Consider the following 23,696-nt stretch of genomic DNA (forward strand, 5'->3'; position numbering starts at 1 on the left):
AAAAATCAGTCAAGAAACCGGTCAGGAAACCAGTTTTTCCAGATCATCGAGGGATAGACGTTTGAGGGCCTCCAGCGATTTAGCCAATTCATCCTGAGCAGGCGACAAACCACCGCGCAGGGCCTCGATGCGTTCGCAGAAGGCAAGTAGCGTCTGCGCCGCGAACAACTCCTTGAGCGCGACCTTGTCACCCAGGCGCTCGGCAATCCGCGTCACCACCAGGGTCGCCAGCAACGAATGGCCACCCAATTGGAAGAAGTTGTCGCCCAGGCCCACCCGCTCGACCTCCAGCACCTCCTGCCAGAGCTTGGCGACCTCGCGCTGCAGCTCCGTCTGCGGCGCCTGGTAGTGCGTCTGCAACGGGTTGCCGCCCAGGGCGATCAGCGCCTGGCGATCGAGCTTGCCGTTGGGGGTCAGCGGCAAGGCGTCGATCAGGTGCAGGTGGCTCGGCACCATGTGCGCCGGCAATTGCCCGGCCAACGTATTGCGCAGGCCGTCGACAAAGGCTCGCGCATCATCACCGGCCTGCGTCGCCACGACGTAGCCGTGCAGGTGCTTGCCCGCCGCACCGTCCTGGGCCAGGACCACCGCCTCGCGCACTGCCGGCTGTTGCAGCAGGCGTGCCTCGACTTCGCTCAGCTCGATACGGAAGCCACGGATCTTCACCTGGTGGTCGGCCCGCCCGATGTATTCGATCTGCTCCCGCTCGCCCTGGCGCACCAGGTCGCCGGTGCGGTACAGACGGTCGCCAGCGGCGCCGAACGGGTTCGGCACATAACGTTCGGCGGTCAGCCCCGGCCGCATCAGGTAGCCACGGGTCACCCCGGCACCGGCCAGGTACAACTCCCCCGCCACCCCTGCCGGCACCGGCAGCAACTGGCTGTCGAGCAGGTAGGCGTCAGTGTTGTCCAGCGGCCGGCCGATGTTCGCCGAGCCCCGGGCGCTGCGCAGGGTGAAGGTCGAGTAGGTGGTGTCTTCCGAGGGCCCGTACAGGTCGTAGACCTGGCTGACCGCCGTGCTGGCATACAGGCTGTCCACCAGCGTCTGTTTCAGGGGCTCGCCGGCCAGGTTGATGGTGCGCACCGACGCCGGGATCTGCCCGGCACGCTGCAGCGCGGCGATCGCCGACGGCACGGTGTTGATCAGCCTGACCCGCTCGCGCTGCGGCAGGTCGGCCAGGGCCAGGGCGTTGTCCGCCAGCACCAGGTAGCCGCCCGCGGCGAGGGTGACGAAGATCTCCCACACCGACAGGTCGAAGCAGATCGACGTCGAGGCCAGCACCCCACGCAACTGTTCGATGCCATAAACCCCAACGGACCACTGGATCAGCGCCGCCAGGTTGCCGTGACTGATCGCCACGCCCTTGGGCTTGCCGGTGGAGCCGGAGGTGTAGATGACATAGGCCAGGTTCTGCGGCTGGAGCGAAACGGCGGGAGCCTGGGCTGGATAGGCCTGCAGCCAGTCCTCGCCCTCCTCCACCAGCAGCACCTGCGACGACAGATTCCGGGGCAGGTATTGCAGCAGGCGCGGCTCGCTCAAGAGCACCGTCGCGTGGCTGTCCTCCAGCATGTGCAGCAGACGCTCCTGCGGATACTCGGGGTCCAGTGGCACATAGGCGCCGCCGGCCTTGAGGATCGCCAGCAGGCTGACGATCATCCGTGGGGTGCGGCTCAGGCAGACACCGACCCGCACTTCCGGCCCTACGCCGAGTTCGCGCAGCTTGTGGGCCAGGCGATTGGCACTGCGATCCAGGCTGGCGTAGTCCAGTTCGCGCCCGGCGAACAGGATCGCCGGCGCCTGCGGCTGGGCCAGTACCTGGGCATCGATCCGGGTGACCACGTCGCGCGAATCCACCGCGGTGACGGTACCCTTGCCCCAGTCCAGCGCCGCCTGGCGTGGCTCGCCGGCCAACAGTTCCAGGTTGCCCAGTGCCTGCTGCGGCGCGGCCATGAAGGCCCGCAGCAGGTGCTCGAGCTCACGCCCCAGGCGCGCCACGGTCGGTGCGTCGAAGCAGGCCCGATCATAGCTCAGTTCCAGGTTCAGCTCGGTGCCGGTCACGGCCACCAGCGTCAGTGGGTAGTTGGTCTGTTCCTGACGGCTGATGGCCGAGAATGCAAGACCCGTCCCCGAAGCCTGGCCGAGCGCCTCGGCCATCGGGTAGTTCTCGAACACCAGCAGACTGTCGAACAGCCCGCCCGCACCGAGCCCGGCCCAGCGCTGGATATCGTACAGCGGCGTATGCTCGTGCTCACGCAACGCCAGGTTGAGGTCCTGTACCTGTTGCAGCCAGGCCACCACCGGAATCTGCGCCGAGGGCGAGGCCGCCACCGGCAGGGTGTTGATGAACAGGCCGATCTGCTGCTCCACCCCGGCCAGATCGGTTGGCCGCCCCGCCACGGTGGCCCCGAAGGCCACGCAGTCCTGGCCGGTGTAACGCTGCAGCAGCACCAGCCAGGCGGCCTGTACCAGGGTGTTGAGGGTGACCTTGTGCTCGCGGGCGAAGCGATTCAGGTCAGCGGTCAGCACGGTACCGAAACCATGCTCATGCTCGCCATGCCCGACAGCCAGCGCCTGTCGGCTAACGACGGCATTGGCCAGTCGGGTCGGCTCCTGCAGGTCGGCCAGCGCCGATGCCCAGAATGCCTGGCTGACACGGGCATCACGCTGGCCGAGCCATTCGATGTAGTCACGGTAACGGCCGGCACCCCGGCTAATGGTGGCTCCCGCATAACGCTGAAGCACCTCACCGAACAATTGCGACGTACTCCAACCGTCCATCAGGATGTGGTGGCTGGTGTAGATCAGGTGATAATCACTGGTACTGGTGCGCACCAGGGTCACGCGCAACAGAGGGGCCTGCCCCAGTTCAAAACCGGTCGCCAGGTCATCTTGCGCCAGTTGATCGAGGGCCGCCGACAGATCACCGCGCTCGCGCCAGTCATGCACCACCAGCGGCATTTCGACCTGGCGTCGCACGATCTGCAGCGGCGTTGCCAACTCCTGCGGCCAGACGAACACCGAGCGCAGTACTTCATGACCATCCAGACTCTGCTGCCAGGCAGCGCGGAACCGCTCGACCTCCAGGTGCCGCACATCGGCCCGTAACTGGTTGGTGTAGGCCGCGCCGTCCGGTTCGTCGAGCGCATGGAACAGGATGCCCTGCTGCATCGGCGACAGCGGGTAGATGTCCTCGATATCCGCCATGGCCACCGGCAGGCGCTGCAGTTGTGCCGAAGTCAGCTTCACCAGCGGGAAGTCGGACGGCGTCACGCCCAATTGGCCGCCCTGGCTGCAATGCTCGACCAGGCGCGCCAGTTCCTGCTCATAGGCCCGGGCCAGGGCCTCGATGGTCGACGGCTGGTACAGCGCACGACTGAAGCCCCAGTCCAGTTCCAGCTCGCCATCGAACACCTGGCCGTTGAGGCTCAGCCAATTGGCCGGCCGTTCCTCGGCCTGGTTGGCGCCGCTGCTTTCGCCGCTGGGCACGAACAGCGCCCCTTCGGCCTGGTCGAAGCTGCCGTCGAACTGGCCGAGGTAGTTGAAGGTCACCCGGGCTTCGGGCAGGGCCTGCAGTTGGCGGGCGAAATCCGTGTCCGCCAGGTAGCGCAGCAGGCCATGGCCAATGCCCTTGTTCGGCACCGCTCGCAGTTGCTCCTTGATCGCACGGATAGAACCGCCCGGATCGGCCTGCGGAGTCAGGCGGACCGGAAACAGACTGCTGAACCAGCCGACCGTACGACTCAGGTCGAGGTCGTCGAACAGGTCCTCGCGACCGTGGCCTTCCAGCTGGATCAGCACCGACGGCTGCCGGCTCCAGTCACAAAGCACCCGGGCCAGGGCGGCCAGCAGCAGGTCGTTGATCTGGGTGCGGTAGGCCGCCGGGGCAACGCTGAGCAGTTGCCGGGTCAGTGCCTTGTTCAGCCGCGAGGTGGCGTGGCCGATGCCGGGGAGCGGGTTCTCCAGATGGTCGTTGGGCAGTTGCGCAGCGGCACCGTCCAGGTTGTCCAGCCAGTAATCAGCCTCGGCCGCCAGCGCCTCGCTACGCGCATGGGCCTGCAGGCGCTCGCCCCAGAGCTGGAACGCAGTGCTCTTGGCCGGCAGTTGCACGGCGCGACCGGTAGCGATGGCGGCGTAGGCACTCTGCAGATCCTCGAGCAGTATCCGCCAGGACACGCCGTCGACCACCAAGTGATGGATCACCAGCAGCAGGCGTTGCTCCCCCTCGGGCAGGTGCACCAGCAGTGCACGCAACAGCGGGCCGTCTTCGAGGTCGAGACTGCGCTGGACTTCATCGGCCAAGGCGCCGAGCCCGGCGACATCCTCCAGCTCCCGCGACCACAGGACACTGGCGCCGGTGGAGCGATAACGCGCCTGCCATTGTCCAGCCTGCTCGACGAAGCTCAGGCGCAAGGCATCGTGATGCTCCAGCAGACTGGCCAGCGCCGCCTCCAGGTGGGTGGCCTCCAGTGCCAGCAACGGCTTGAGCATCACCGACTGGTTCCAGTGCTGGCGCTGGGCAATGTCCATATCGAAGAAGCGCGCCTGGATCGGCAGCAACGGTTGTTCGCCACTGATCCGCCGCGGTGCCTCGGCAGCCGTCTTCTTCTCGATCAATTTGGCCACCGCTGCCAGTTGCGCGATGGTCTGCTTCTCGAACAATTGCTTGGGACTGAGCTTGAGCCCCTGGCGCTTGGCCCGGGCGATGATCTGCAGACTGAGGATCGAGTCGCCGCCCAGCTCGAAGAAGTTGTCGTGGCGACCGACGCGCTCGAGCTTGAGCACATCGGCCCAGACCGCGGCCAGTTTCTCCTCGATCTCCCCCTCCGGAGCAGCGTATTGCTGCTTGACCGGACCCGGCTTGGGCAGCGCCCGCTTGTCCAGCTTGCCGTTGGCGGTCAACGGCAGCTGTTCCAGCAGCAGGATCTGCGTCGGCACCATGTAGTCGCTGAGGCACGCCTGCAGACGCTGGCGCAGGTCTTCGACCTGTAACACCACGCCGGCCGCCGGCACGCAGTAGGCCACCAGTTGCAGGCGCGCGGCGTCGTCTTCCATCGGCAGCGCCAGCACCGCCGCCTGGGCGATGGCGTCGAAGCCCTGCAGCAACCGGGCGATTTCCCCGGGCTCGACACGGTAACCCCGGATCTTCACCTGGTCGTCGTTGCGCCCCATGAACTCCAGCAGGCCCTGGCGGTTGCAGCGCACCCGGTCACCGCTGCGGTAGGCCCGGCTGCCCGGCTCGCCAAAAGGATCCGGCAGGAAGCGTTCGGCGGTCAGCCCCGGCTGCCCGAGATACCCCAGGGCAACGCTGGCGCCACCGATGTACAGCTCGCCCGGTACCTGCGCAGCGGCGATGTTGAGCACGTCGTCCAGTACCAGGGTCCGGGCAGCGGGCAGCGGCTGGCCGAGGGCGATGCCACGCTCCAGCGACGCGTCGGCGAGCACTTCGTGAGTCAGCACGCCCACGGTGGTTTCACTGGGCCCGTAGTGGTTGATGAAGCGGCAGGCCGGCTTCAGTTCGCGCACTTGGCGCACCAGTGACGGCGCGCAGGCCTCACCGCCGACGATCAGCGCATGTTCGGGGAGGACGTCCGCCGGCCGACCGCCCTGCAGCAGGGCCGACAGATGCCCGGGAACGATTTTCAGGATGCCGACCCGATGTTCGCTCATGTATTGGGCAAAGCCGTCCGGGTCAAAGCCCAGGGCCTCGGGCAGCACATGCAGGGTACGACCGCCGCACAGGGCGCCGAACAGCATGGTGTGCCCCAGGTCGGCGGCGATGGTCGAGACCAGTGCCATGCTGGCGCCTGGCGCCAGGTCCAGGCGTTGCGTCAGGCCCTGGACGTAACTGGCCAATGCGCCATGGCTGACCAGCACCCCCTTGGACTGGCCGGTGGAGCCGGAGGTGTGGATCACGTAGGCCGCGGACTGCGCCGACAACTCCAGCGATGGCGCAGCGGCTGGCTGTTCGTCCCAGTCCGCCGGGGTGAAGGCCTGCGCGCCGCACCCGGACGGTACCAGGTCGGCGAGCCGTGCATCGCCTGCGGCGCACAACAGCAGACGTGTCCCGGCCCGTTCGAGCATCTGCCGCAGACGTGTATCCGGGGCCTTGGTGTCGAGCGGCATGTACACCGCACCGGTCTTGAGAATGGCCAGCAGGCTGGTCAGCCAGTCCAGCGAACGCTCCATCAGCACCGCGACCGGCTCGCCAATGCCCACACCCCGCGCACGCAGGTGGTGGGCCAGGCGGTTGGCGGCCTGGTCCAGTTCGGCGAAACTCAAGGTCTGCTCCAGGCAACGGGCCGCCAGCGCCTCGGGCTGGCGACGAACCTGGGCGTCCCAGTGCCGCAGCACCAGCGGCGCGGGCTCCGGGCTGGCGGCCGGCAGTGATGGAACCGGCTGATTCAGGCTGAACAGCGGTGCCTGCGGCGCCTGCAGCAAGGCATCGAACAGCGCCAGCAGCGCCGGTACGAAACCCTCGACCGTCGCGTGCCGGTAGAGGTCGCTGGCATAGGTCAGCTCGCCATGGATCAGCGTACCGTCATCGGTGATATCCAGGGCCAGGTCGAAGTGCGTACCGTCCTTGTGCAGTGGGTATTCCGCCACGCTCAGACCCGGCAACTGCATCGAGCGCTGCTTCTGCATGCCGACGTTCTGGTTGAACTTGGCCTGGAACAGCGGGTTGTGATCCAGGTTGCGCTCAGGTGCCAGGGCATCCACCAGTTGCTCGAACGGCAACTCCTGGTGCGCCTGGGCACCGAAACTGCTTTCGCGCAGGTGGCCCAGCAGTTCAAGGAAACTCTGGCGCTCGTCGACCTCGCAACGCAGCACCTGGGTGTTGACGAAAAAGCCGATCAGGCCTTCGACTTCCGGGCGGCCGCGGTTCGCGTTCGGCACGCCGACACGGATGTCGCGCAGGCCGGACTGGCGCGAAAGAAACAGCGAATAACCGCCCAGGACCAGCATGAACAGGCTGATGCCCTGGCCGCGGGCGAAGGCATTGAGTTGCCGCGAGCGCTCGACGCCGAAGTCGAACTTCAGGGTCCGGCCCTCGAAACTCTGCGCCGGCGGCCGTGGGAAATCGGCGGCAACGTCCAGCAGCGGCTGCTCGTCGCCCAGTTGCCGACGCCAGTAGTCCAACTGCCGCTCACCCTCGCCGGCCTCCAGCCAGCTGCGCTGCCAGATCGCATAGTCGGCGTACTGCAACGGCAGGGGCGCCAGGCCCGGCTCGCGTCCCTGGCTGAACGCCTGGTAGGCCTGGACGAACTCCCTGACCATCACGTCCATCGACCAGCCATCGGAAACGATGTGGTGCATGCTCACCACCAGCACCCACTCGTCCGCGGCCAGCCGGATCAGGCTGGCCCGCAGCAATGGTCCGTTGAGCAGGTCGAAGGGTTGCGCGGTGATCGCCCTCACCCGCTCGGCCAGCTCGGCCTCACGTGTCTCGCTGGCGCAACCCGACAGGTCCAGCCTGCTCAGCGGCACGCCCAGGTGGCCGAGGATCACCTGGCAGGGTTGCTCGCCGTCGACCTGGAACACCGTGCGCAGGACTTCATGACGCAAGGCGATATGCTCGAAGGCGCGCTGCAGGGCCGATTCGTCAAGCCGACCCTGCAGGCGCAGACCGGCGGCCATGTTGTAGGCGGCGCTGCCGGGGTCGAGCTGCCAGAGGAACAGCAGGCGCTGCTGGGCATAGGACAAGGGGATCCGCGCCACCTCATGGCGGCTGACCGGCATCGGCAACAGGCTGAAATCCTTGCCCTCCTCGCTCAGCTTCGCCAGGAACTGCCGACGCTGCGCCAGGGGCAGGCCGATGAATCGTTTGGCGATACGTACCGCAGGGTTGCCACTCATGCTCCAAACTCCTCCAACGAACTCATGAACTGTTCCATGTCGGCCCAGTCGTTATCTGCAGCGCCCTGCGCCAGCATCGCCAACTCGGCGGCCAGTTCGCTCAGCAGGGGTTTCTCGAACAGGCTGCGCAGCGGCAGGCTGACCTCCAGACGGGTCTTGACCCGGGCGATCACCTGGGCCGCGAGCAATGAATGGCCACCCAACTCGAAGAAGTGGTCGTCGAGCCCGACCCGGGGTACCTGCAGCACCTCTTCCCAGATAGTCGCCAGGCAACGTTCGGTCTCGGTCTGCGGCTCGCGGTAGCTGGCCTGCAACTGGCTCGGATCGGGCACCGGCAGGGCCTTGCGGTCCAGCTTGCCGCTGGGGGTCAGCGGCATCCGCGGCAACACCAGCAGGTGCGAGGGGATCATGTAGTCCGGCAGGCGGCCCTGCAGGGAGGCCTTGACCTCAAGCCGCCAGAGGCTCTGCTGCGCCGGTTCCAGGGCCTGGTCGGGCACCAGGTAGCCGACCAGTTGCGTGCCTCCGGCCAAAGGCAGGGCCAGTACCGCGGCTTCCCGCACGCCGGGACATTGCAGCAGGCGCGACTCGACTTCACCCAGCTCGATACGAAAACCGCGGACCTTGACCTGATGGTCGACCCGCCCGATGTACTCCACCGCGCCATCCTCGCGCAGGCGCGCGCGGTCGCCGGTGCGGTAAAGCCGTTCACCCGGGGTGAAGGGATCGGCGATGAAACGCTCGGCACTGAGGGCCGGCTGGCCCTGGTAGCCGCGAGCCAACCCCGGCCCGCCGATGTACAACTCGCCGACAGCACCCCGGGGCAGCAGTTCGAGGTCGCCATCGAGCACCAGCAGGCGCCGCCGGGCCAGGCCGAAACCGATGGGCACGCCGCGCCAGGACACCGCTTCGGCCGACAGCCCGGTGCAGTCATAGGTGCTGGAGACCACGGTCGCCTCGGTCGGGCCATAGGTATTGACCAGGCGCACGCCGCCCAACCCGGCCTGCGGCCACAGACGCAGGCCGTCGACGGCCATGGCCTCGCCGCCGATGTGGATCTGGCGCAGGGCGCCATAACCGGCGGGTGGGCGGGCCGCCCAGTCCTGTACCAGCAGGTGCCAGTAGGCGGCCGGCAGGTCGGCCAGGGTGATGCCATGGCGCAGGATCGCCTCGTGTAGCGTGGTGCTGTCCCACAACCGTTCATCACGCAGCACCACGCAGGCGCCCAGGCTCAGCGGCGGGAAGAACTGCTCGACAAAACCGTCGAAACTGCTGGTGGCGAACTGTAGAACCCGGTCGCTCGCCAGCAACTCACTGTACTCCGTAGCCCGGGCGACGAATTCCGCCAGCGCCTGGTGGCTGATACCGACGCCCTTGGGCCGTCCGGTGGAACCCGAGGTGTAGATGACATAGGCCAGCGACTGCGGGGCCGGCGCCAGTTCCAGATCGGCCTGGGCATAACCGCCATCATTGATCCGGTCCAGGCACAGGGCTTCGACATCGCCCAGCGGTGGCAGCCCATCCAGCCACTGGCTGTGGGTCAACAGCAGTTTCAGGCCACTGTCCTGCAGCACATGGGCCAGACGCGCCGGCGGCATCTGCGGGTCCAGCGGTACATAGGCACCGCCCGCCTTGAGTACCGCCAGAATGGCCACGGCCAGGTCCAGTGTGCGGCCGATCGCCAGACCCACCAGCACTTCCGGGCCGACACCGTGACCACGCAGCAGGTGTGCCAGGCGGTTGGCCCGGCGATTCAGTTCGGCATAGCTCAGGCTCGGCGCCTGGGCAGCGTCGGCCAGGATCAGCGCGGTAGCGTCGGGAGTACGGCGGGCCTGGGCCTCGAACAACTGCACCATCGACAACGGGCTGTCCGCGGGTACCTCCCTCTCGTCACCACGGCCCAGCAGGTCGGCGACTTCCTCTGCCGCCAGCATCGGCAACTGGCCGATCGGCTGCTGCGGATCGCGGCACACGGCGACCAGCAGGTTGCGCCAGTGGCCGGCCAGGCGTTCGATGGTCGCGCCGTCGAAAATATCGGTGGCATAGGTGAACGCGGCAAACAGTTGCTCGCCCTCCTCGCGGGTTTCCAGCATCAGGTCGCTGGCGGCCGCATGCTGGCGGCCCTGCCCGACGCCCTGTTCCTCGTCCAGAAGGGCAACCCGCAGCCCACTCGCCAATTGCCGACCCTGTACGTCGGTAACCAGCGGCTGATGGTTGAACATCACCTGGAACAGCGGGTTGTGGCTCTGGCTACGGGCCGGCTGCAGGGCCTCGATCAACGCATCGAACGGCAGTTCCTGATGCGCCTGCGCGCCCGCGGCGGCCTGGCGCAGACTGTGCAGCAACTCGACGAACGGGGTCTGGCCACGGACTTCACTGCGCAGCACCTGGGTGTTGACGAAAAAGCCGATCAGGCCTTCGGTCTCGCTGCGGGTGCGGTTGGCGATCAGGCCACCGACACGGATATCGCTCTGGCCGCTGTAGCGATGCAGCAGGCTCTTGAACGAGGCCAGCAGCACCACGAACAGCGACACACCCTGACGCTGGGCCAGGGCCTTGAGCTGCTGGCGCAGGTCGCTGTCGACCCGCACTTCCAGGCGCGCACCACGATGGCTGGCCTGGGCCGGATGCGGCCGGTCGGTGGGCAGTTCGAGCACCGGATGCTCTTCCCCCAGGTGCTCGCGCCAGTAGGCCAGTTGCCGCGCCTGCTCGCCGGCTTCGAGCCAGCTGCGCTGCCACAGTGCGTAGTCACGGTAGTGCACGGCCAGGGCCGACAGCTCGGCCGTGGAGCCGGCCACGCAGGCGTCGTAGCAACGGCTGAATTCCTCGATCAGGATGTTCATCGACCAGCCGTCGGCGATGATGTGGTGCAGCGTCAGCAACAACACCTGTTCCTGTTCGGCCAGGCGCAGCAGGCGGATGCTCAGCAGGGGTCCCTGCTGCAGGTCGAACGCCTGTCCGGCCTCGTCGGCCATGATCTGCCGGGCACGGACACGACGCTGCGCCTCGTCCAGTTGCTGCAGATCGTCAACCCGTACCGTCGCCGCCCTCGCCGGGGCGACCCGCTGGAACGCCCGCTCACCGTCCTGGCCGAAGGTGGTGCGCAGGCATTCGTGCCGGGCGATCAGGGCACTGAAGGCCTGCTCCAGCGCCGCCAGGTCCAGCGGCCCCTGCAAGCGCACCGCCATCGGCAGGTTGTAGGCCGCGCTGCGGGGATCGAGCTGCCAGAGAAACCACATGCGCTGCTGGGCGTAGGACAGGCCGTCCCGCTCGGCGACACCCTCGCAGGCGGCGATGGGCAGCAGCGAAAAGTCGACCCCCTCCCGATCCATGGCAGCCAGGAAGAGACTGCGCTTGTCCTGGGGCAGCTCGATGAAACGGCGAGCGAGTTTCTGTGCGTCTTGGGGCTTCATGTGAGAGGGTCCTTGCTGATCGGCGGCACGGCCGGTGGGGCCTGGTCGTATCAACAAGGACGAACCGCCAACCCGAGGATTTAGCGTGCCGGCCGGCGGTTTCTCGGGTAGGGCGAAGGAGAGTGGTAGAAATCTGCGGATCGATGCGGCAATCGGGACGAACGGCGTCAACCGGCGGGTTGCGAATAGCCTTCGGCCATCGCCACCACCACCTTGCGCTTGCCGGTGAATGGCGAACGGGCGTGGGCGGCGAGCATGTTGTCGAGCATCAGCACGTCGTTTTCCTGCCAGGGGAAGCTGATGGTGCATTCGTCCAGCACCCCACGCACCTCGTCGAGCAGGTCGACCTCGATGGCCGAGCCGTCACCGTAGTAGACGTTGCGCGGCAGGTCCTCCTCGTCCACCACATCGAGCAGCGTCTCGCGCACCTCGGGCTGCAGGTTGGAAACATGGAACAGGTGCGCCTGGTTGAACCAGACCATTTCCCGGGTCACCGGGTGATGCGCCACCACCTGGCACCGCTGGCGGGTACGCAACTCGCCGTCATCCTTCCACTCGCATTCGATGGCGTGGGCCCGGCAGTAGGCCTCGACCACCGCCTCGTCCTCGGTGTTGAACACCTGGCTCCAGTCCACGTCCAGGCCGTTGCCGTAGTTGCGCACGTACATCAGGCCCTTGCTGACCAGCCGTTCGCGAATCCGTGCCGGCACCCGGCGATAGACTTCCCGACTGTCACAGATCGGCGTTTCGCCACCGGTCTGGGCCGCGATCATGCTGTAGAACCAGATCTTCATCGGCCACTCGAGGGTGTAGGCCTGCTCGTTGTGCAGCGGGATGCTCTGGTGCGCCGGGTATTCGGTGGAGGTGTACACCCCCTTGGTCACGTTGCTGCGCGGAGTCGAGCCGAACTCATAGTTGAGCAGCGGGTGACCGAAAGCCGCGGCGAACTCGCGGAAGGCCTCGGCGCCGCCGACCTCGAAACCGCGCAGCAGCACACCACCAGCCCGATACAGGTGCTGGTCGATCAGCACCTTGCACTCGGCGAATGCCTCGCGCAGGTCAAGCCCGGGCTCAGGCGCCTGGATCAGCATGGGCAAGGTGCCCGAACCGGTCAGCAACGGCCGGATATCCAAACTCAACGCATTGTTCATGACGACTCTTCTCCCTTGATCCTCGGCCGCCGCCCCAACGCCCGAACGCGGGATACAGCGGGTTTCACAGGAGGGAACGGATGGTCGAGGGGGAAAATTAGCCGGTACCGGACGCCGGCTGTCGGCCGCTGAAACATTTACTTTCATATAGCCCTGCGTTTTTTGCCCGCTCATTCGTCTCATCAAGATGCAGCCGTTCGCGTAGGCAAAAGCCACGACCGGTTTTTTCGGGTGCGCGGCTCCCTCTCAGGCCCCGCACCCTCCTCCGATGTCGAGAATCCGCTTTCCATGTCCAAGAAGTCACGTTCGAAAATCTGGTTCCTGGTCCATAGCTGGCTGGCGCTACCCATCTGGTTCTTTGTCCTGATCGTCTGCGTCACCGGCACCCTGGCCGTAGTCAGCCAGGAGATCGTCTGGCTGGCCAACCCGGATATCCGCGCCAGCAAGCCTAGCGATGACGCGCCCTTGCTCAGTTACGACCAGGTACTGGCCGCCATCAAGAAGAATGAGCCCGAGTTGATCGTGCAGTCGATCCAGCGCCCGGACGAAAGCCACTTCGCCCTGCTGGCCGATATCGGCTACCCGGACGGACGTTCGGTGACGGTCTACGTCAACCCCTATACCGGGGTGATCCAGGGCATCAGCCCGCCGTTCAACTTCAAGAACTTCACCCGCGCCCTGCACGGCTGGTGGCTGGTGCCGTTCACCGACGGCTACAGCTGGGGCTGGTACCTGGTGTCGCTGCTGGGGATACCGATGCTGGCTTCGTTGATCACCGGCCTGGTGGTGTACAAACGCTTCTGGAAAGGCTTTTTCAAGCCGACCCTGCGCTTCAACCATGGGGCCCGGATCTTCTGGGGTGACTTCCATCGGTTGAGCGGTATCTGGTCGATCTGGTTCATCGCGGTAATCTCCATCACCGGCACCTGGTTCCTGATCCAGGCCATTCTCGCCGACAACCAGGTCAGCATCGCCACCCGGCCCATCCCGGCCATCATCTCCCACGACAGTGCGCCACTGATGCCCGATGGCAGACCGGCACCCCGGCTCGGTGCCGACGAGGCCCTGCGTATCGCCCAGGAGCGGGTTCCCGGGCTGGACGCCAGTTTCATCAGCCTGCCGGGCAATGCCTACAGTGCCTTCGAGGTCGGCGGCCGCAGCTGGTACCCGCTGATGTACCAGACCCTGGAACTGAACCCCTACACCGGCAAGATCGAGCAGTCGCGCCTGCTGTCGGACCGTACGGGCCTGGAGTTCGTCACCGAGTCGATGCGCCCGCTGCACACCGGTGACTTCGGCGGGTTGTGGGTCAAGCTGATCTGGTTCTTCTTCGGCCTGCTGCTGAGCATGATGGTGCTCAGCGGCCTGCTGATCTGGAGCAAGCGTACCGCCCTGGCCACGCTCAATGCCCTCAAACGCGGCAACAAGGCCGAACGGGCCGAAAAGGCCAGGCCCCGTAGCGCCCTCGGCACCGAAACTCCGGAGGTCAACCTGTGAGCAAGGCTGAAGCAGCACATCCGATCTCGCCCCTGAACCGCCTCTGGCACAAGTGGCGCTTTCACCTGAACATTCTGCTGGTGCTGATCCCGCTGGGCTTCATGCCGCGCTACTTCTCGGACGCGGCGCTGTTTCGTGGCGACACCGGACTGGGCCAGCACGTCCACGAGCTGCAGGCCGGGCCCTGGAGCCTGCAACTGGCCGAGCTGTGGGATGAAGCGCCGCGCCGCGATGGTCCCGCCGGCTACTTCAAGAGTTTCAATGCCACGCTCTGCGCCCAGTGCGTCGGGCAGGTCAAGGCCACCTACCTGCGCGTCGGCAAGCCCCGCAGCCTGCGGGCAGCCGGGGTGATTTTCTTCGGCACCCCCTACCGCATGGGCGCCGTCGTGCCGATCCCGCAGAACACCGCCGACGACGCCGAGCTGTGGGTCACCCTCGAAGGCTGGGACGGCTCGGTACACCAGGCCTCCGTCCCCCTGAGCAAGGCTTCGCCACAAACCATTGCCTGGCTGAAAAAACAAGGTGCCCGCCCATGAGCCCACGACCTCGCTTCCTCTCCCCACGCATCCTGCGCCAGTCGTTGGCCGGTAGCGCACTGCTGGCAGCCGCCGCTTTCAGCCTGAATGCCTGGGCCCACAACCCGATGTGCGAGTGCAAGCAGATCGACGCCGAGCAGATCCAGTGCAAGGGCGGTTTTTCCGATGGCAGCGGCGCCGCTGGCGTCACCCTGGACGTGATCGGCTATGACGAAACCGTGCTGCTGCCCGGCAAGCTGGGCGATGACTCGACGCGGACCTTCAAGAAACCCGATGGCGACTTCTACGTGCTGTTCGACGCCGGCCCCGGCCACGTCGTGGAAGTGGACAAGGCGGACATCGAAACCCCATGAGTACATCCACCACCCAGGTCGTGCGCCCCGCCGGTGCCGGCCATGAAACCCTCTATGTGCTGCTGTTCTGCCTGATCGTGCTGCTGGTCGCCGGTTCCGTGGTGGCGCTGCACGGCGAGAAACCGGATGTCGCCGCGCTCGCGCCCCATCAACTGGACGCCCGCCGTGACCTCACGCCGGGCGAACAGGGCATCTACGCCGACCTGCGGGTCACCCTCGACGAGATCCGCCTGTTGCAGCAGGACCAGCAGGCACTGCCCTCCCCCGCACAACTGGCCGAAGAAGGTTTTGCGCCCTTCGTCCAGGATGCCAGTTCGGTCAGCCGCGGCGGCCACACCTGGCAGTTGCTGGAGCAGCATGCCTACCTCGGCCTGAGCCAGGTCACGACGACGGCCGGCTCGTTCCTGATGCGGGTGGGCAACGACACCAACGCCGCGCCGGATATCTGGCTCAGCCGCGGCAACGGCCCGGCCGCGCCCGGCGACCTCACCGACAGCGCCCTGATCGCCGCCGGCTGGCAGCAGGTGGTCGCGCAATTCGACGCCGGCGTGACCCGCCAGCACCGGCACTGAGCCGCTCCAAAGACCGTTAACCCGGAGAAGATCGTCCTCTCATGTCCATTTCAGCCCTGTTCAGCCGCCGTCGCCTGCTCCTGGCCCTGCTGCTCGCACCGCTCCTGTCGACCTTCCAGGTCCACGCCGACACCGCCAAGCGCCTGCGCATCGGCATCACCCTGCACCCCTACTACAGTTACGTCGCCAACATCGTCGGCGACAAGGCCGAAGTGGTGCCGCTGATTCCAGCCGGTTTCAACCCCCATGCCTATGAGCCACGGGCCGAGGACATCAAGCGTATCGGTACCCTGGACGTGATCGTGCTCAACGGAGTCGGTCACGACGACTTTGCCGATCGCATGATCGAGGCCAGTGAAAAACCGCAGATCCCGCTGATCGAGGCCAACGAGAACGTGCCGTTGCTGGCCGCCACCGGCATCGCCGCCCGCGGCGCCGGCAAGGTGGTCAACCCGCACACCTTCCTGTCCATCAGCGCCTCCATCGCCCAGGTCAACAACATCGCCCGCGAGCTGGGCAAGCTCGATCCGGACAACGCCAAATTCTATACCGCCAACGCCCGCGCCTACGGCAAGCGCCTGCGCCAGCTGCGCGCCGACGCCCTGGCCAAGCTGACCCAGGCGCCCAACGCCGACCTGCGGGTAGCCACCGTGCATGCGGCCTATGACTACCTGCTGCGCGAGTTCGGCCTGGAGGTCACCGCGGTGGTCGAGCCGGCCCATGGCATCGAGCCGAGCCCGAGCCAGTTGAAGAAGACCATCGACCAACTGCGCGAGCTGGATGTGAAGGTGATCTTCTCGGAACTGGACTTCCCGTCCACCTATGTCGAGACCATCCAGCGCGAGTCCGGGGTGAAGCTCTACCCGCTGTCGCACATTTCCTATGGCGACTACACCGCCGACAAGTACGAGAAGGAAATGCGCAACAACCTCGACACCGTGGTCCGGGCGATCCAGGAGGCTGGCGCATGACCGCCGCCGAGAGCATCGAGCGCGTCGCCAGCGGGCCGACCCTGGACTTCGACACGATCGGCCTGACCCTGGGCCGCACCACCATTCTCGACAACGTCAGCTTCCAGGTCCGTCCCGGCCACGTGCACGCCCTGGTCGGCCCCAACGGCGGCGGCAAGAGCTCGCTGATCAAGACCCTGCTCGGGCAGATGCCGCACCAGGGTCGCCTGAGCCTGCAATGGCAAGGCGCACCGGGCACCATCGGCTACGTTCCCCAGGCCCTGGAATTCGACCGCGGCCTGCCGATGACCGTCGACGACTTCATGGCTGCCATGTGCCAGCGTCGCCCGGCATTCCTTGGCCTGTCCCGGCATTTCGCCGGGGCCATCGGCGAGGCACTTGAGCGGGTCGGCATGCAGGACAAGCGCAAGCGGCGCATGGGCGCCCTGTCCGGTGGCGAGCGCCAGCGGGTGCTGCTGGCCCAGGGCTTGATCCCGCCGCCACAACTGCTGGTGCTTGACGAGCCGATGTCGGCGCTGGACGAAGCCGGCATTCAGGTGTTCGAGCGCCTGCTCGGCGACTGGCGCCGCGCCGGCATCACCGTGCTGTGGATCGAACACGACCTGGAGGCGGTCAAGCGCCTGGCCGACCGGGTCACCGGCCTCAACCGGCGCATCCTGTTCGATGCCACACCTGCCGAGGCACTGACCCCGGAGCGCCTGCTGACGCTGTTTTCCACCCATCCACGCAGCGAGGGTGTCCGACCATGAGCTATGAAGCCTTTCGCCTGATGATCCAGGGCTGGGCCACCGACGGCCTGCTGCCAGCCGCGCTGGCCTACGGTTTCGTGATCAACGCGCTGCTCGCCGGCCTGCTGATCGGCCCGGTGCTGGGCGGCCTCGGCACCCTGGTGGTGGTCAAGCGTTTCGCGTTCTTCTCCGAGTCGGTGGGCCACGCGGCGCTGACCGGTGTGGCCATCGGTATCCTGCTCGGCGAGCCCTACACCGGCCCCTACGGCAGCCTGTTCGGCTACTGCCTGCTGTTCGGCGTGTTGCTCAACTACCTGCGCAACCGCACCGGGCTGGCCCCGGACACGCTGATCGGAGTGTTCCTCTCGGTGTCTCTGGCCCTCGGCGCCAGCCTGCTGCTGGTGCTGGCCGGCAAGATCAACGTGCACATCCTGGAAAACGTGCTGTTCGGTTCGGTGCTGACGGTCAACGGCAACGACCTGCTGGTGCTGCTGGTGGTCGGCGCGCTGGTGCTGGGCCTGAGCCTGCCGCTGTACAACCGCATCATGCTGGCCAGCTTCAACCCGCAACTGGCGGCGGTGCGCGGCGTCGCGGTGAAGGCCCTCGACTACCTGTTCGTGGTGCTGGTGACCCTGATCACCGTAGCCGCGGTCAAGGTCATCGGCGCGATCCTGGTCGGTGCCTTGCTGGTGATTCCGGCCGCTGCCGCCCGCCTGCTCAGCCAATCGCTCAAGGGCTTCTTCTGGATTTCCGTGGCGATCGCCACCGTCAGCACCCTGAGCGGCATCCTGCTGCCGATCCTGTTCGACCTGCCCGTGCCGTCCGGCGCGGCGATCATCCTGATGGCCGGTATCGCCTTCGCCCTGGCGGCGATCGCTCGTGGCACCGTGCCCAGTCTCAAAGGGAATATTGGATAAATGCCGAATTTTCGCCCCCTCGCCCTGGCCCTGCTGCTGGGCGGCCTGTACAGCAGCGTATCGTTCTCCAGCCAGGCACCGATGCCGATCAACGCCAATCACGGCCTGGGCACGGTAGCCCTGCACGCCAGTAGCGAAAACCCGCCGGTGCGCATTCTGGCCAGCCTGCCGGTCACCTATGGCCTGGGCGAGATCCTGCTCAAGGACAGTGGCGTCGAGCTGCAGCGTGCCGCCGACGCCAACCTGCCGGGCAGCCGCCAGAGCGCCTACTTCAGCGGCCGTGGCGCGCCGGCCCTGCAGAAGCTGGCCAACCAGGCCGACGCGGTGATCGGCCTGCGCTCGCTGTGGCCCGACGACCCGCTGTACATCATGGCCCGACGCAGCAATGTGCGCATTGTCGAGGTCGACGCCGCACGTCCGGTGGACGGCGGTCTGCCGGGCATCGCGGTACAGCCGGGCAAGGGCACCGACGGTCTGAACAGCCAGCCGTGGCTGTCGAGCAACAACCTGGGGCGCATGGCCGACGTGACCGCTGCCGATCTGGTGCGCCTGGCGCCCGCCGCCAAGCCAAGGATCGAGAGCAACCTGGCGACCTTCAAGCAGCGCCTGCTCAAGCTCAGCGCCGACAGCGAGACACGCCTGGCCAAGGCCGAAAACCTCAGTGTGCTCAGCCTCTCCGAGCGCTTCAACTACCTGGTGGGCGGGCTCAACCTGGAGCTGATCCAGGTCGATGCGCGCAGCGACGAGCAGTGGACACCCGAGGCCCTGGCGAAGTTGAGCGAAACCCTCAAGGATGCCGATGTGAAGCTGGTGCTGGACCACCGCCAGCCGCCGGAAACGGTGAAGGCGGCGATAGCCAAGGCCGGCAGTACCCTGCTGGTGCTCGAAACCGAAAGCGTTGACCCGCTGACGGCGCTTGAAGGCTCGATCAGGCAGGTGTTGGATACCCTGGCGCCGATCTAGCCTGGGTACCTGTGAGTTTTTCGGTGGGCTTAAGGGCCCATTCGCGCACCCAACAAAAAAGGCACCTTCACCGGTGCCTTTCCTTTTTCGAGGGTGGCAATCAGGCCACCTGGGCGTCCATCTTCTGGCGCAGGCTCAAGGGCCGCATGTCCGTCCAGACTTCCTCGATGTAGGCCAGGCACTCCTTCTTGAAGCCGCTCTTGCCCACGGCTCGCCAGCCATTGGGGATCGCCTTGTAGTCCGGCCAGATCGAATACTGCTCCTCGTGGTTGACCACCACCTGAAAGACGATGTCATCGCGGTCGAATACTGAAGTCATTGCGGTTCTCCATGAGAGTGGGTTGAGGCCGCGCCAGTTGCGTGGCACTCGTGTAGTTGAAGACGTTCGGCCCCGGTAAAAAATTAGAGCTGGAGCAGCGCGGCCTCCAGGGCCTGCCCGAAGATCCGGGCCACTTCGTCGACCTGCGCGGCAGTGATCACCAGCGGCGGCAGGAAACGCACCACCCCGCCATGCCGCCCGCCCAGTTCGAGAATCAGGCCACGCCTGAGGCACTCACGCTGAAGCAACGGCGCCAGGCGCGGCAAGGCCGGTGGATGCCCCTGGGCATCCGGGGTGCCATCCGGATCGACCAGTTCGACCCCCATCATCAGCCCGCGTCCACGAATATCCCCCAGGTGCGGGAAATCGCGCTGCAACAGGCGCAGATGCTCGCCCAGGCGCTCACCCATGGCCGCCGCGTGAGCCGGCAGATCATGCTCCTTGAGATAACGCATCACCGCGGAACCTGCGGCCATGGCCATCTGGTTGCCACGGAACGTCCCGGCATGGGCACCGGGTGCCCAGGTGTCGAGCCAGTCACGGTAGACCATCACCGCCAGCGGCAGGCTACCGCCGATGGCCTTGGACATCACTACCACGTCCGGAACGATACCGGCATGTTCGAAGGCGAACATCTTGCCGGTACGTCCGAATCCGCTCTGGATCTCGTCGACGATCAGCGCCACGCCGGCCTTCTCAGTGATCCGACGCAGGCCGCGCAGCCAGTCGAGGTCCGCCGGGATCATGCCACCCTCGCCCTGCACCGCTTCGACGATGATCGCCGCCGGCAGTTGCACGCCACCCTCGGGATCGTTCAGCAGGTTTTCCAGGTAATGCAGGTTGACCTTGACCCCGGCCGTACCACCGAGGCCGAACGGACAGCGGTAGTCGTACGGATAAGGCAGGAACTGCACACCGTTACCCAGCAGCGCACCCAGCGGTTTCTTCGGGCCCAGGCTGCCCATCAGGCTCAGCGCGCCCTGGCTCATGCCGTGGTAGGCGCCCTGGAACGACAGCACGGTACTGCGCCCGGTGGCGGTACGTACCAGCTTGAGGGCGGCTTCCACCGCATCGGTACCGGTCGGACCGCAGAACTGGATCTTCGCTTCCCTGGCCAGGGCTTCGGGCAGCAGGCCGAACAGGTCCTGGACGAACTGGTCCTTGACCGGCGTGGTGAGGTCGAGGGTGTGCAGGGGCAGTTCATCGGCCAGCACCTGCTGGATCGCCTCGATCACCACCGGATGGTTGTGCCCCAGCGCCAGGGTGCCGGCACCCGCCAGGCAATCGATGAAGCGACGGCCTTCGACATCCTCGACATACAGGCCCTTGGCCCGCTTGAGTGCCAGGGGAATGCGCCGCGGGTAGCTGCGCGCATTGGACTCCTGGCGGCTCTGCCGGGCCAGCAGCGGCGATTCGTCGAACTGGTAGAGTGTTTCCGCCGTGGGCTGGTCGGCATGGACCGGCGGCTTTTCGATAAGGCTGGTAGCGACTGACATCTCTCGATCCCTCAATACGCGGGTGGGGTGGCCAAAACCTTGATCCGCGCGCGGACACGTGCGCGCGGATTGCATGTTCTGGAAACGCACCAGCGAGGCAGGGATTTACACCTGCCGGGGGATTTTTGAGTGGGTCGAAGCAGCGTCTGGGGGAGATATCCTGCCTCGGGTTGCTGCTGGCCTGTTCTCGAATAAATCCGCGAACAGGCCCCTCAAACCAGCGGCTTGCACATGGGAATCGCGGTCAGCCCCATGGCACTGAACGCCCGCTCCGTCTGCCGATACCCCAGTTGCCGGTAGAAACCCTCGGCGGTCAGGGTGCTGTTGAGCCATGCCGTGCCATGCCCTGTCGTCGCCAGCCAGGCTTCGAGCCCGGCCACCAGCGCCCGTCCGACGCCACGCCGAAACCATTCCGGCTGCACGTAGCACAACAGGATGCGCCCATCGTCACGCGCCATGCCCACGCCCGCCGGCTTGCCCCGCAGATGGGCCAGGTTCAGGTACAGGCGTGGATCGGCCAGCCAGGGCCGCACATGCCCGATACTGCGGCTGCGGGTCCAGGCCTCGACCCGCGCGGGCTCGTTGCGATGGTCAAGCGAACAGCCGATCCGGATCGAGCGCAGGAGTATCCGGCTGATGATCCCGGCATCGGCGGCGACGGCCGGGCGAATGTCGATAGCAGTGTCCATGGCGCATGACCTCAATCCGTTGAGCGACAGGCGTCAGACGATACTGCCATGGGCCACGCCCGGGCGAGCCGGGCGCGGTGACAGGATTTTTCAGGCCACTATGTGGCCTGCAGGGGCATGGTCAGTTCGACCCGCAGGCCGTCCGGCCGGCTGTCGAAATGCAGCACGCAACCGCAGCGCTGGACGATCGCCTGGACGATCGCCAGGCCCAGGCCACAACCGGTGCTCTTGCCGTTACGCCAGAAGCGCTGGGTCAGGTGCTGCAGGTCATCCTCGGCGATACCCGGACCATGGTCGCGCACCTGGAAGCGCACGCGATTGCCGGTGGTTTCCACGTTCAACTCCACCGGCGCATCCCCCGGCGTGTGGCGCAGGGCGTTGTCCAGCAGGTTGCGCAAGGCGGCAATCGACAGGGTCGACGGCATTTCCAGCGGTGCCGAGGAACAAGGCTCCTGCAGGTGCAACTCGATACGCTGCCGGTCGCCGTTGGCCGAATCCTGGATCGCCAGGCGCGCCACCTGTTCGGCGGTGCATTGCACGCCGTCGTCGAACGACAGGCTGCCTTCGACCCGGGCCAGCAGCAGCAACTGTTCCAGGGTCCGATGCAGGCGGTCGGCCCCCGCCTCGGCATGGGCCAGGGATTGGTCGCGGGCCGCACCTTCGGTCATGCGCGCCACCTGCAGGTGGGTCTTGATCGCCGTCAGCGGACTGCGCAGCTCATGGGCGGCATCGCCGGTCAGCCGGCGTTCGCGCTCGATGGCCTTGCCGATGCGCTGCAACAGCTGGTTCTGGGTTTCCAGCAGGGGTTTCAACTCGCTGGGCAACGGATGGATCTGCAACGGCTCGAGGGAATCCGGGCTGCGTCGCTTCAGCGCGTCGCGCATGCGCTTGAGCGGCGCCAGCCCCTGGCCGAGCCCCAGCCAGAGCAGGAACAGGCAGACCAGCAGCGCAACACCCACCGGCACCGAGGCCGCCAGCAGCACCGACAGGTTCAGAGCCTCGCGCTCGACCTGACGGTCGGCGGTGGTGATGTGGATATCGCCCCGTACCAGGGTGAAGGTACGCCATGGCGCGCCATCGATCATCTGGTCATGGAAGCCGACACTGTGGGCCTCCAGGGCCTGCTCGGGGTTGTTATGGCTGCGGGCCAGCACTTCCCCCCGCAGGGAACTGACCTGGCAGGCCATGCCGCCGGTGATATTGAGCTGCTCGGAGCTGAAATGCGTGACATCGCCCCTGCCCGACATCATCGGCAACTGCTCCATCAGCCCGGCCACCATCCGTGCCGAAGCCACCAGGCGCTGGTCGAGGGAAAACATCATCTGGTGGCGCAGGTCGCTGAGCATCCAGGTCGCGGCCAGGGCCCAGATCAGGATGAACGCCGAACCGATGGTCAGGCTCAGGCGCAGCCGCAGGCTCATCATGCTTCTCCGTCACCCGCCGGCCCGAGGCGGTAGCCCAGGCCGCGTACGGTCTCGACGATGCCGTTGCCCAGCTTGCGGCGCAGATGATGGATATGCACGTTGAGAGCGTTGCTTTCCAGCTCGTCGCTGAAACCATAGACGCTGTCCTTGAGCTGCTCGCTGGACAGCACGCGGCCACGGTTGTGCAACAGCGCCTGCAACAGCGCCTGCTCGCGGCGCGAGAGGTCCACCGACTGGCCATTCAGGGTGGTCACCCGGCTGCTCGGGTCGTAGCTGAGCGGGCCGTGCTCGATGAGGTTGACGCTGCGCCCGGCGACCCGGCGCAGCAGGGTCTGCAGCCGGGCGAACAGTTCGCGCAGGTCGAACGGCTTGAGCAGGTAGTCGTCGGCACCGGCCTGCAGTCCGTCGACCCGGTCGGTCACCGAATCGCGGGCAGTGAGGATCAGCACCGGCAGTTCCAGCCCCTTGCTGCGCAACTGGGTCAGCAGCCGCAGGCCGTCCTCGTCGGGCAGGCCGAGATCGAGCACCATCACGTCGAACTGCGCCGCACGCAGCATCGCCCGCGCCGCGGCCGCCGTGGCGACATGCTCCACGGTCATGCCCTGGGCGGCAAGGCCGGCGACGATGCCGCTGGCAATCAACTCATCGTCTTCGCAAACCAGTACGTGCATGGGGTTACCTGTGCAAATATGTCCATTGAAACCCGGACGGATTAAGCGGCGATTATGCCGTGACTCCGTAAAGATAGTAACGTTCGCGCCCGCCACAGCAACCGCTGGGGCGGGTTAATGATCGGTTAATCGCTGGCCAGCACTC

16 protein-coding genes are annotated in these 23,696 nt (G+C 66.3%); 8 read left to right on the forward strand and 8 right to left on the reverse strand.

Going from position 1 to position 23,696, the window contains the following annotated elements; translation table 11 throughout:
* Nucleotides 1-21: 21 nt before the first annotated feature.
* From PF66_RS12475 to PF66_RS12485, 3 genes are all read right to left on the reverse strand, one after another.
* Entirely contained in the window at nt 22-7,854 is a 7,833-nt protein-coding gene (locus tag PF66_RS12475) for a non-ribosomal peptide synthetase (protein ID WP_054062862.1), read from the reverse strand.
* Complete coding sequence (locus tag PF66_RS12480) at nt 7,851-11,264, reverse strand: non-ribosomal peptide synthetase (protein WP_054062863.1); 3,414 nt, start codon at nt 11,262-11,264, stop codon at nt 7,851-7,853. Before PF66_RS12480 ends, PF66_RS12475 begins: the two co-directional genes overlap by 4 nt.
* 167 nt (nt 11,265-11,431) lie before the next feature.
* Nucleotides 11,432-12,415: a TauD/TfdA family dioxygenase gene (locus PF66_RS12485; protein WP_054060502.1), complete on the reverse strand. Its 984-nt coding sequence runs from the start codon at nt 12,413-12,415 to the stop codon at nt 11,432-11,434.
* Nucleotides 12,416-12,703: 288 nt separating this feature from the next.
* Here PF66_RS12485 and PF66_RS12490 point away from each other — a divergent pair, with 288 nt between their 5' ends.
* The 8 genes from PF66_RS12490 to PF66_RS12525 are packed head-to-tail and all read left to right on the forward strand — an operon-like array spanning nt 12,704 to nt 18,952.
* Nucleotides 12,704-13,912 carry a PepSY-associated TM helix domain-containing protein gene (locus PF66_RS12490; RefSeq protein WP_054060503.1) on the forward strand — a complete coding sequence of 403 codons (1,209 nt, stop codon included), beginning with the start codon at nt 12,704-12,706 and terminating at the stop codon, nt 13,910-13,912.
* Complete coding sequence (locus PF66_RS12495; RefSeq protein WP_054060504.1) at nt 13,909-14,448, forward strand: hypothetical protein; 540 nt, start codon at nt 13,909-13,911, stop codon at nt 14,446-14,448. Before PF66_RS12490 ends, PF66_RS12495 begins: the two co-directional genes overlap by 4 nt.
* A complete protein-coding gene (locus PF66_RS12500) occupies nt 14,445-14,801 on the forward strand; it encodes a hypothetical protein (protein WP_054062864.1) in 357 nt (118 codons plus the stop codon). The genes PF66_RS12495 and PF66_RS12500 overlap by 4 nt, the downstream gene beginning before the upstream one ends.
* Nucleotides 14,798-15,373, forward strand: a complete 576-nt coding sequence (locus PF66_RS12505; RefSeq protein ID WP_054060506.1) for a DUF6162 family protein — start codon at nt 14,798-14,800, stop codon at nt 15,371-15,373. The genes PF66_RS12500 and PF66_RS12505 overlap by 4 nt, the downstream gene beginning before the upstream one ends.
* A 41-nt stretch (nt 15,374-15,414) precedes the next feature.
* Nucleotides 15,415-16,344: a metal ABC transporter substrate-binding protein gene (locus tag PF66_RS12510; protein ID WP_054060507.1), complete on the forward strand. Its 930-nt coding sequence runs from the start codon at nt 15,415-15,417 to the stop codon at nt 16,342-16,344.
* Nucleotides 16,341-17,093: a metal ABC transporter ATP-binding protein gene (locus PF66_RS12515; RefSeq protein WP_054062865.1), complete on the forward strand. Its 753-nt coding sequence runs from the start codon at nt 16,341-16,343 to the stop codon at nt 17,091-17,093. Before PF66_RS12510 ends, PF66_RS12515 begins: the two co-directional genes overlap by 4 nt.
* Nucleotides 17,090-17,989 carry a metal ABC transporter permease gene (locus PF66_RS12520; RefSeq protein WP_054060509.1) on the forward strand — a complete coding sequence of 300 codons (900 nt, stop codon included), beginning with the start codon at nt 17,090-17,092 and terminating at the stop codon, nt 17,987-17,989. Before PF66_RS12515 ends, PF66_RS12520 begins: the two co-directional genes overlap by 4 nt.
* Entirely contained in the window at nt 17,990-18,952 is a 963-nt protein-coding gene (locus tag PF66_RS12525; RefSeq protein ID WP_054062866.1) for a metal ABC transporter substrate-binding protein, read from the forward strand.
* Between the two features lie 100 nt (nt 18,953-19,052).
* Here PF66_RS12525 and PF66_RS12530 read toward each other — a convergent pair whose 3' ends face one another.
* From PF66_RS12530 to PF66_RS12550, 5 genes are all read right to left on the reverse strand, one after another.
* A complete protein-coding gene (locus PF66_RS12530; RefSeq protein WP_017905458.1) occupies nt 19,053-19,271 on the reverse strand; it encodes an MbtH family protein in 219 nt (72 codons plus the stop codon).
* Nucleotides 19,272-19,354: 83 nt separating this feature from the next.
* Nucleotides 19,355-20,767 (reverse strand): aspartate aminotransferase family protein, encoded by a 1,413-nt coding sequence (locus PF66_RS12535; protein ID WP_054062867.1) that lies wholly within the window; start codon nt 20,765-20,767, stop codon nt 19,355-19,357.
* 212 nt (nt 20,768-20,979) lie between these two features.
* Nucleotides 20,980-21,456 (reverse strand): GNAT family N-acetyltransferase, encoded by a 477-nt coding sequence (locus PF66_RS12540; protein ID WP_054062868.1) that lies wholly within the window; start codon nt 21,454-21,456, stop codon nt 20,980-20,982.
* A gap of 98 nt (nt 21,457-21,554) precedes the next feature.
* The gene (locus PF66_RS12545) at nt 21,555-22,880 is read right to left on the reverse strand and encodes a sensor histidine kinase (RefSeq protein WP_192842781.1); all 1,326 of its coding nucleotides are present in this window, start codon (nt 22,878-22,880) and stop codon (nt 21,555-21,557) included.
* Nucleotides 22,877-23,551, reverse strand: coding sequence for a response regulator (locus PF66_RS12550; RefSeq protein WP_054060514.1), 675 nt, complete (start codon nt 23,549-23,551; stop codon nt 22,877-22,879). Before PF66_RS12550 ends, PF66_RS12545 begins: the two co-directional genes overlap by 4 nt.
* Between the last annotated feature and the right edge of the window lie 145 nt (nt 23,552-23,696).

This window comes from Pseudomonas asplenii, from assembly GCF_001293465.1.
Taxonomy (GTDB): Bacteria; Pseudomonadota; Gammaproteobacteria; order Pseudomonadales; family Pseudomonadaceae; genus Aquipseudomonas; species Aquipseudomonas fuscovaginae_B.

Excerpts from the sequence above, each read along its gene's own strand:
- PF66_RS12530 (WP_017905458.1), bottom strand. The coding sequence starts at position 19,271 with ATGACTTCAGTATTCGACCGCGATGACATCGTCTTTCAGGTGGTGGTC.
- PF66_RS12505 (WP_054060506.1), top strand. The coding sequence starts at position 14,798 with ATGAGTACATCCACCACCCAGGTCGTGCGCCCCGCCGGTGCCGGCCAT.
- PF66_RS12475 (WP_054062862.1), bottom strand. The coding sequence starts at position 7,854 with ATGAGTGGCAACCCTGCGGTACGTATCGCCAAACGATTCATCGGCCTG.
- PF66_RS12485 (WP_054060502.1), bottom strand. The coding sequence starts at position 12,415 with ATGAACAATGCGTTGAGTTTGGATATCCGGCCGTTGCTGACCGGTTCG.
- PF66_RS12545 (WP_192842781.1), bottom strand. The coding sequence starts at position 22,880 with ATGATGAGCCTGCGGCTGCGCCTGAGCCTGACCATCGGTTCGGCGTTC.
- PF66_RS12500 (WP_054062864.1), top strand. The coding sequence starts at position 14,445 with ATGAGCCCACGACCTCGCTTCCTCTCCCCACGCATCCTGCGCCAGTCG.
- PF66_RS12535 (WP_054062867.1), bottom strand. The coding sequence starts at position 20,767 with ATGTCAGTCGCTACCAGCCTTATCGAAAAGCCGCCGGTCCATGCCGAC.
- PF66_RS12480 (WP_054062863.1), bottom strand. The coding sequence starts at position 11,264 with ATGAAGCCCCAAGACGCACAGAAACTCGCTCGCCGTTTCATCGAGCTG.
- PF66_RS12490 (WP_054060503.1), top strand. The coding sequence starts at position 12,704 with ATGTCCAAGAAGTCACGTTCGAAAATCTGGTTCCTGGTCCATAGCTGG.
- PF66_RS12550 (WP_054060514.1), bottom strand. The coding sequence starts at position 23,551 with ATGCACGTACTGGTTTGCGAAGACGATGAGTTGATTGCCAGCGGCATC.
- PF66_RS12520 (WP_054060509.1), top strand. The coding sequence starts at position 17,090 with ATGAGCTATGAAGCCTTTCGCCTGATGATCCAGGGCTGGGCCACCGAC.
- PF66_RS12540 (WP_054062868.1), bottom strand. The coding sequence starts at position 21,456 with ATGGACACTGCTATCGACATTCGCCCGGCCGTCGCCGCCGATGCCGGG.
- PF66_RS12525 (WP_054062866.1), top strand. The coding sequence starts at position 17,990 with ATGCCGAATTTTCGCCCCCTCGCCCTGGCCCTGCTGCTGGGCGGCCTG.
- PF66_RS12515 (WP_054062865.1), top strand. The coding sequence starts at position 16,341 with ATGACCGCCGCCGAGAGCATCGAGCGCGTCGCCAGCGGGCCGACCCTG.
- PF66_RS12510 (WP_054060507.1), top strand. The coding sequence starts at position 15,415 with ATGTCCATTTCAGCCCTGTTCAGCCGCCGTCGCCTGCTCCTGGCCCTG.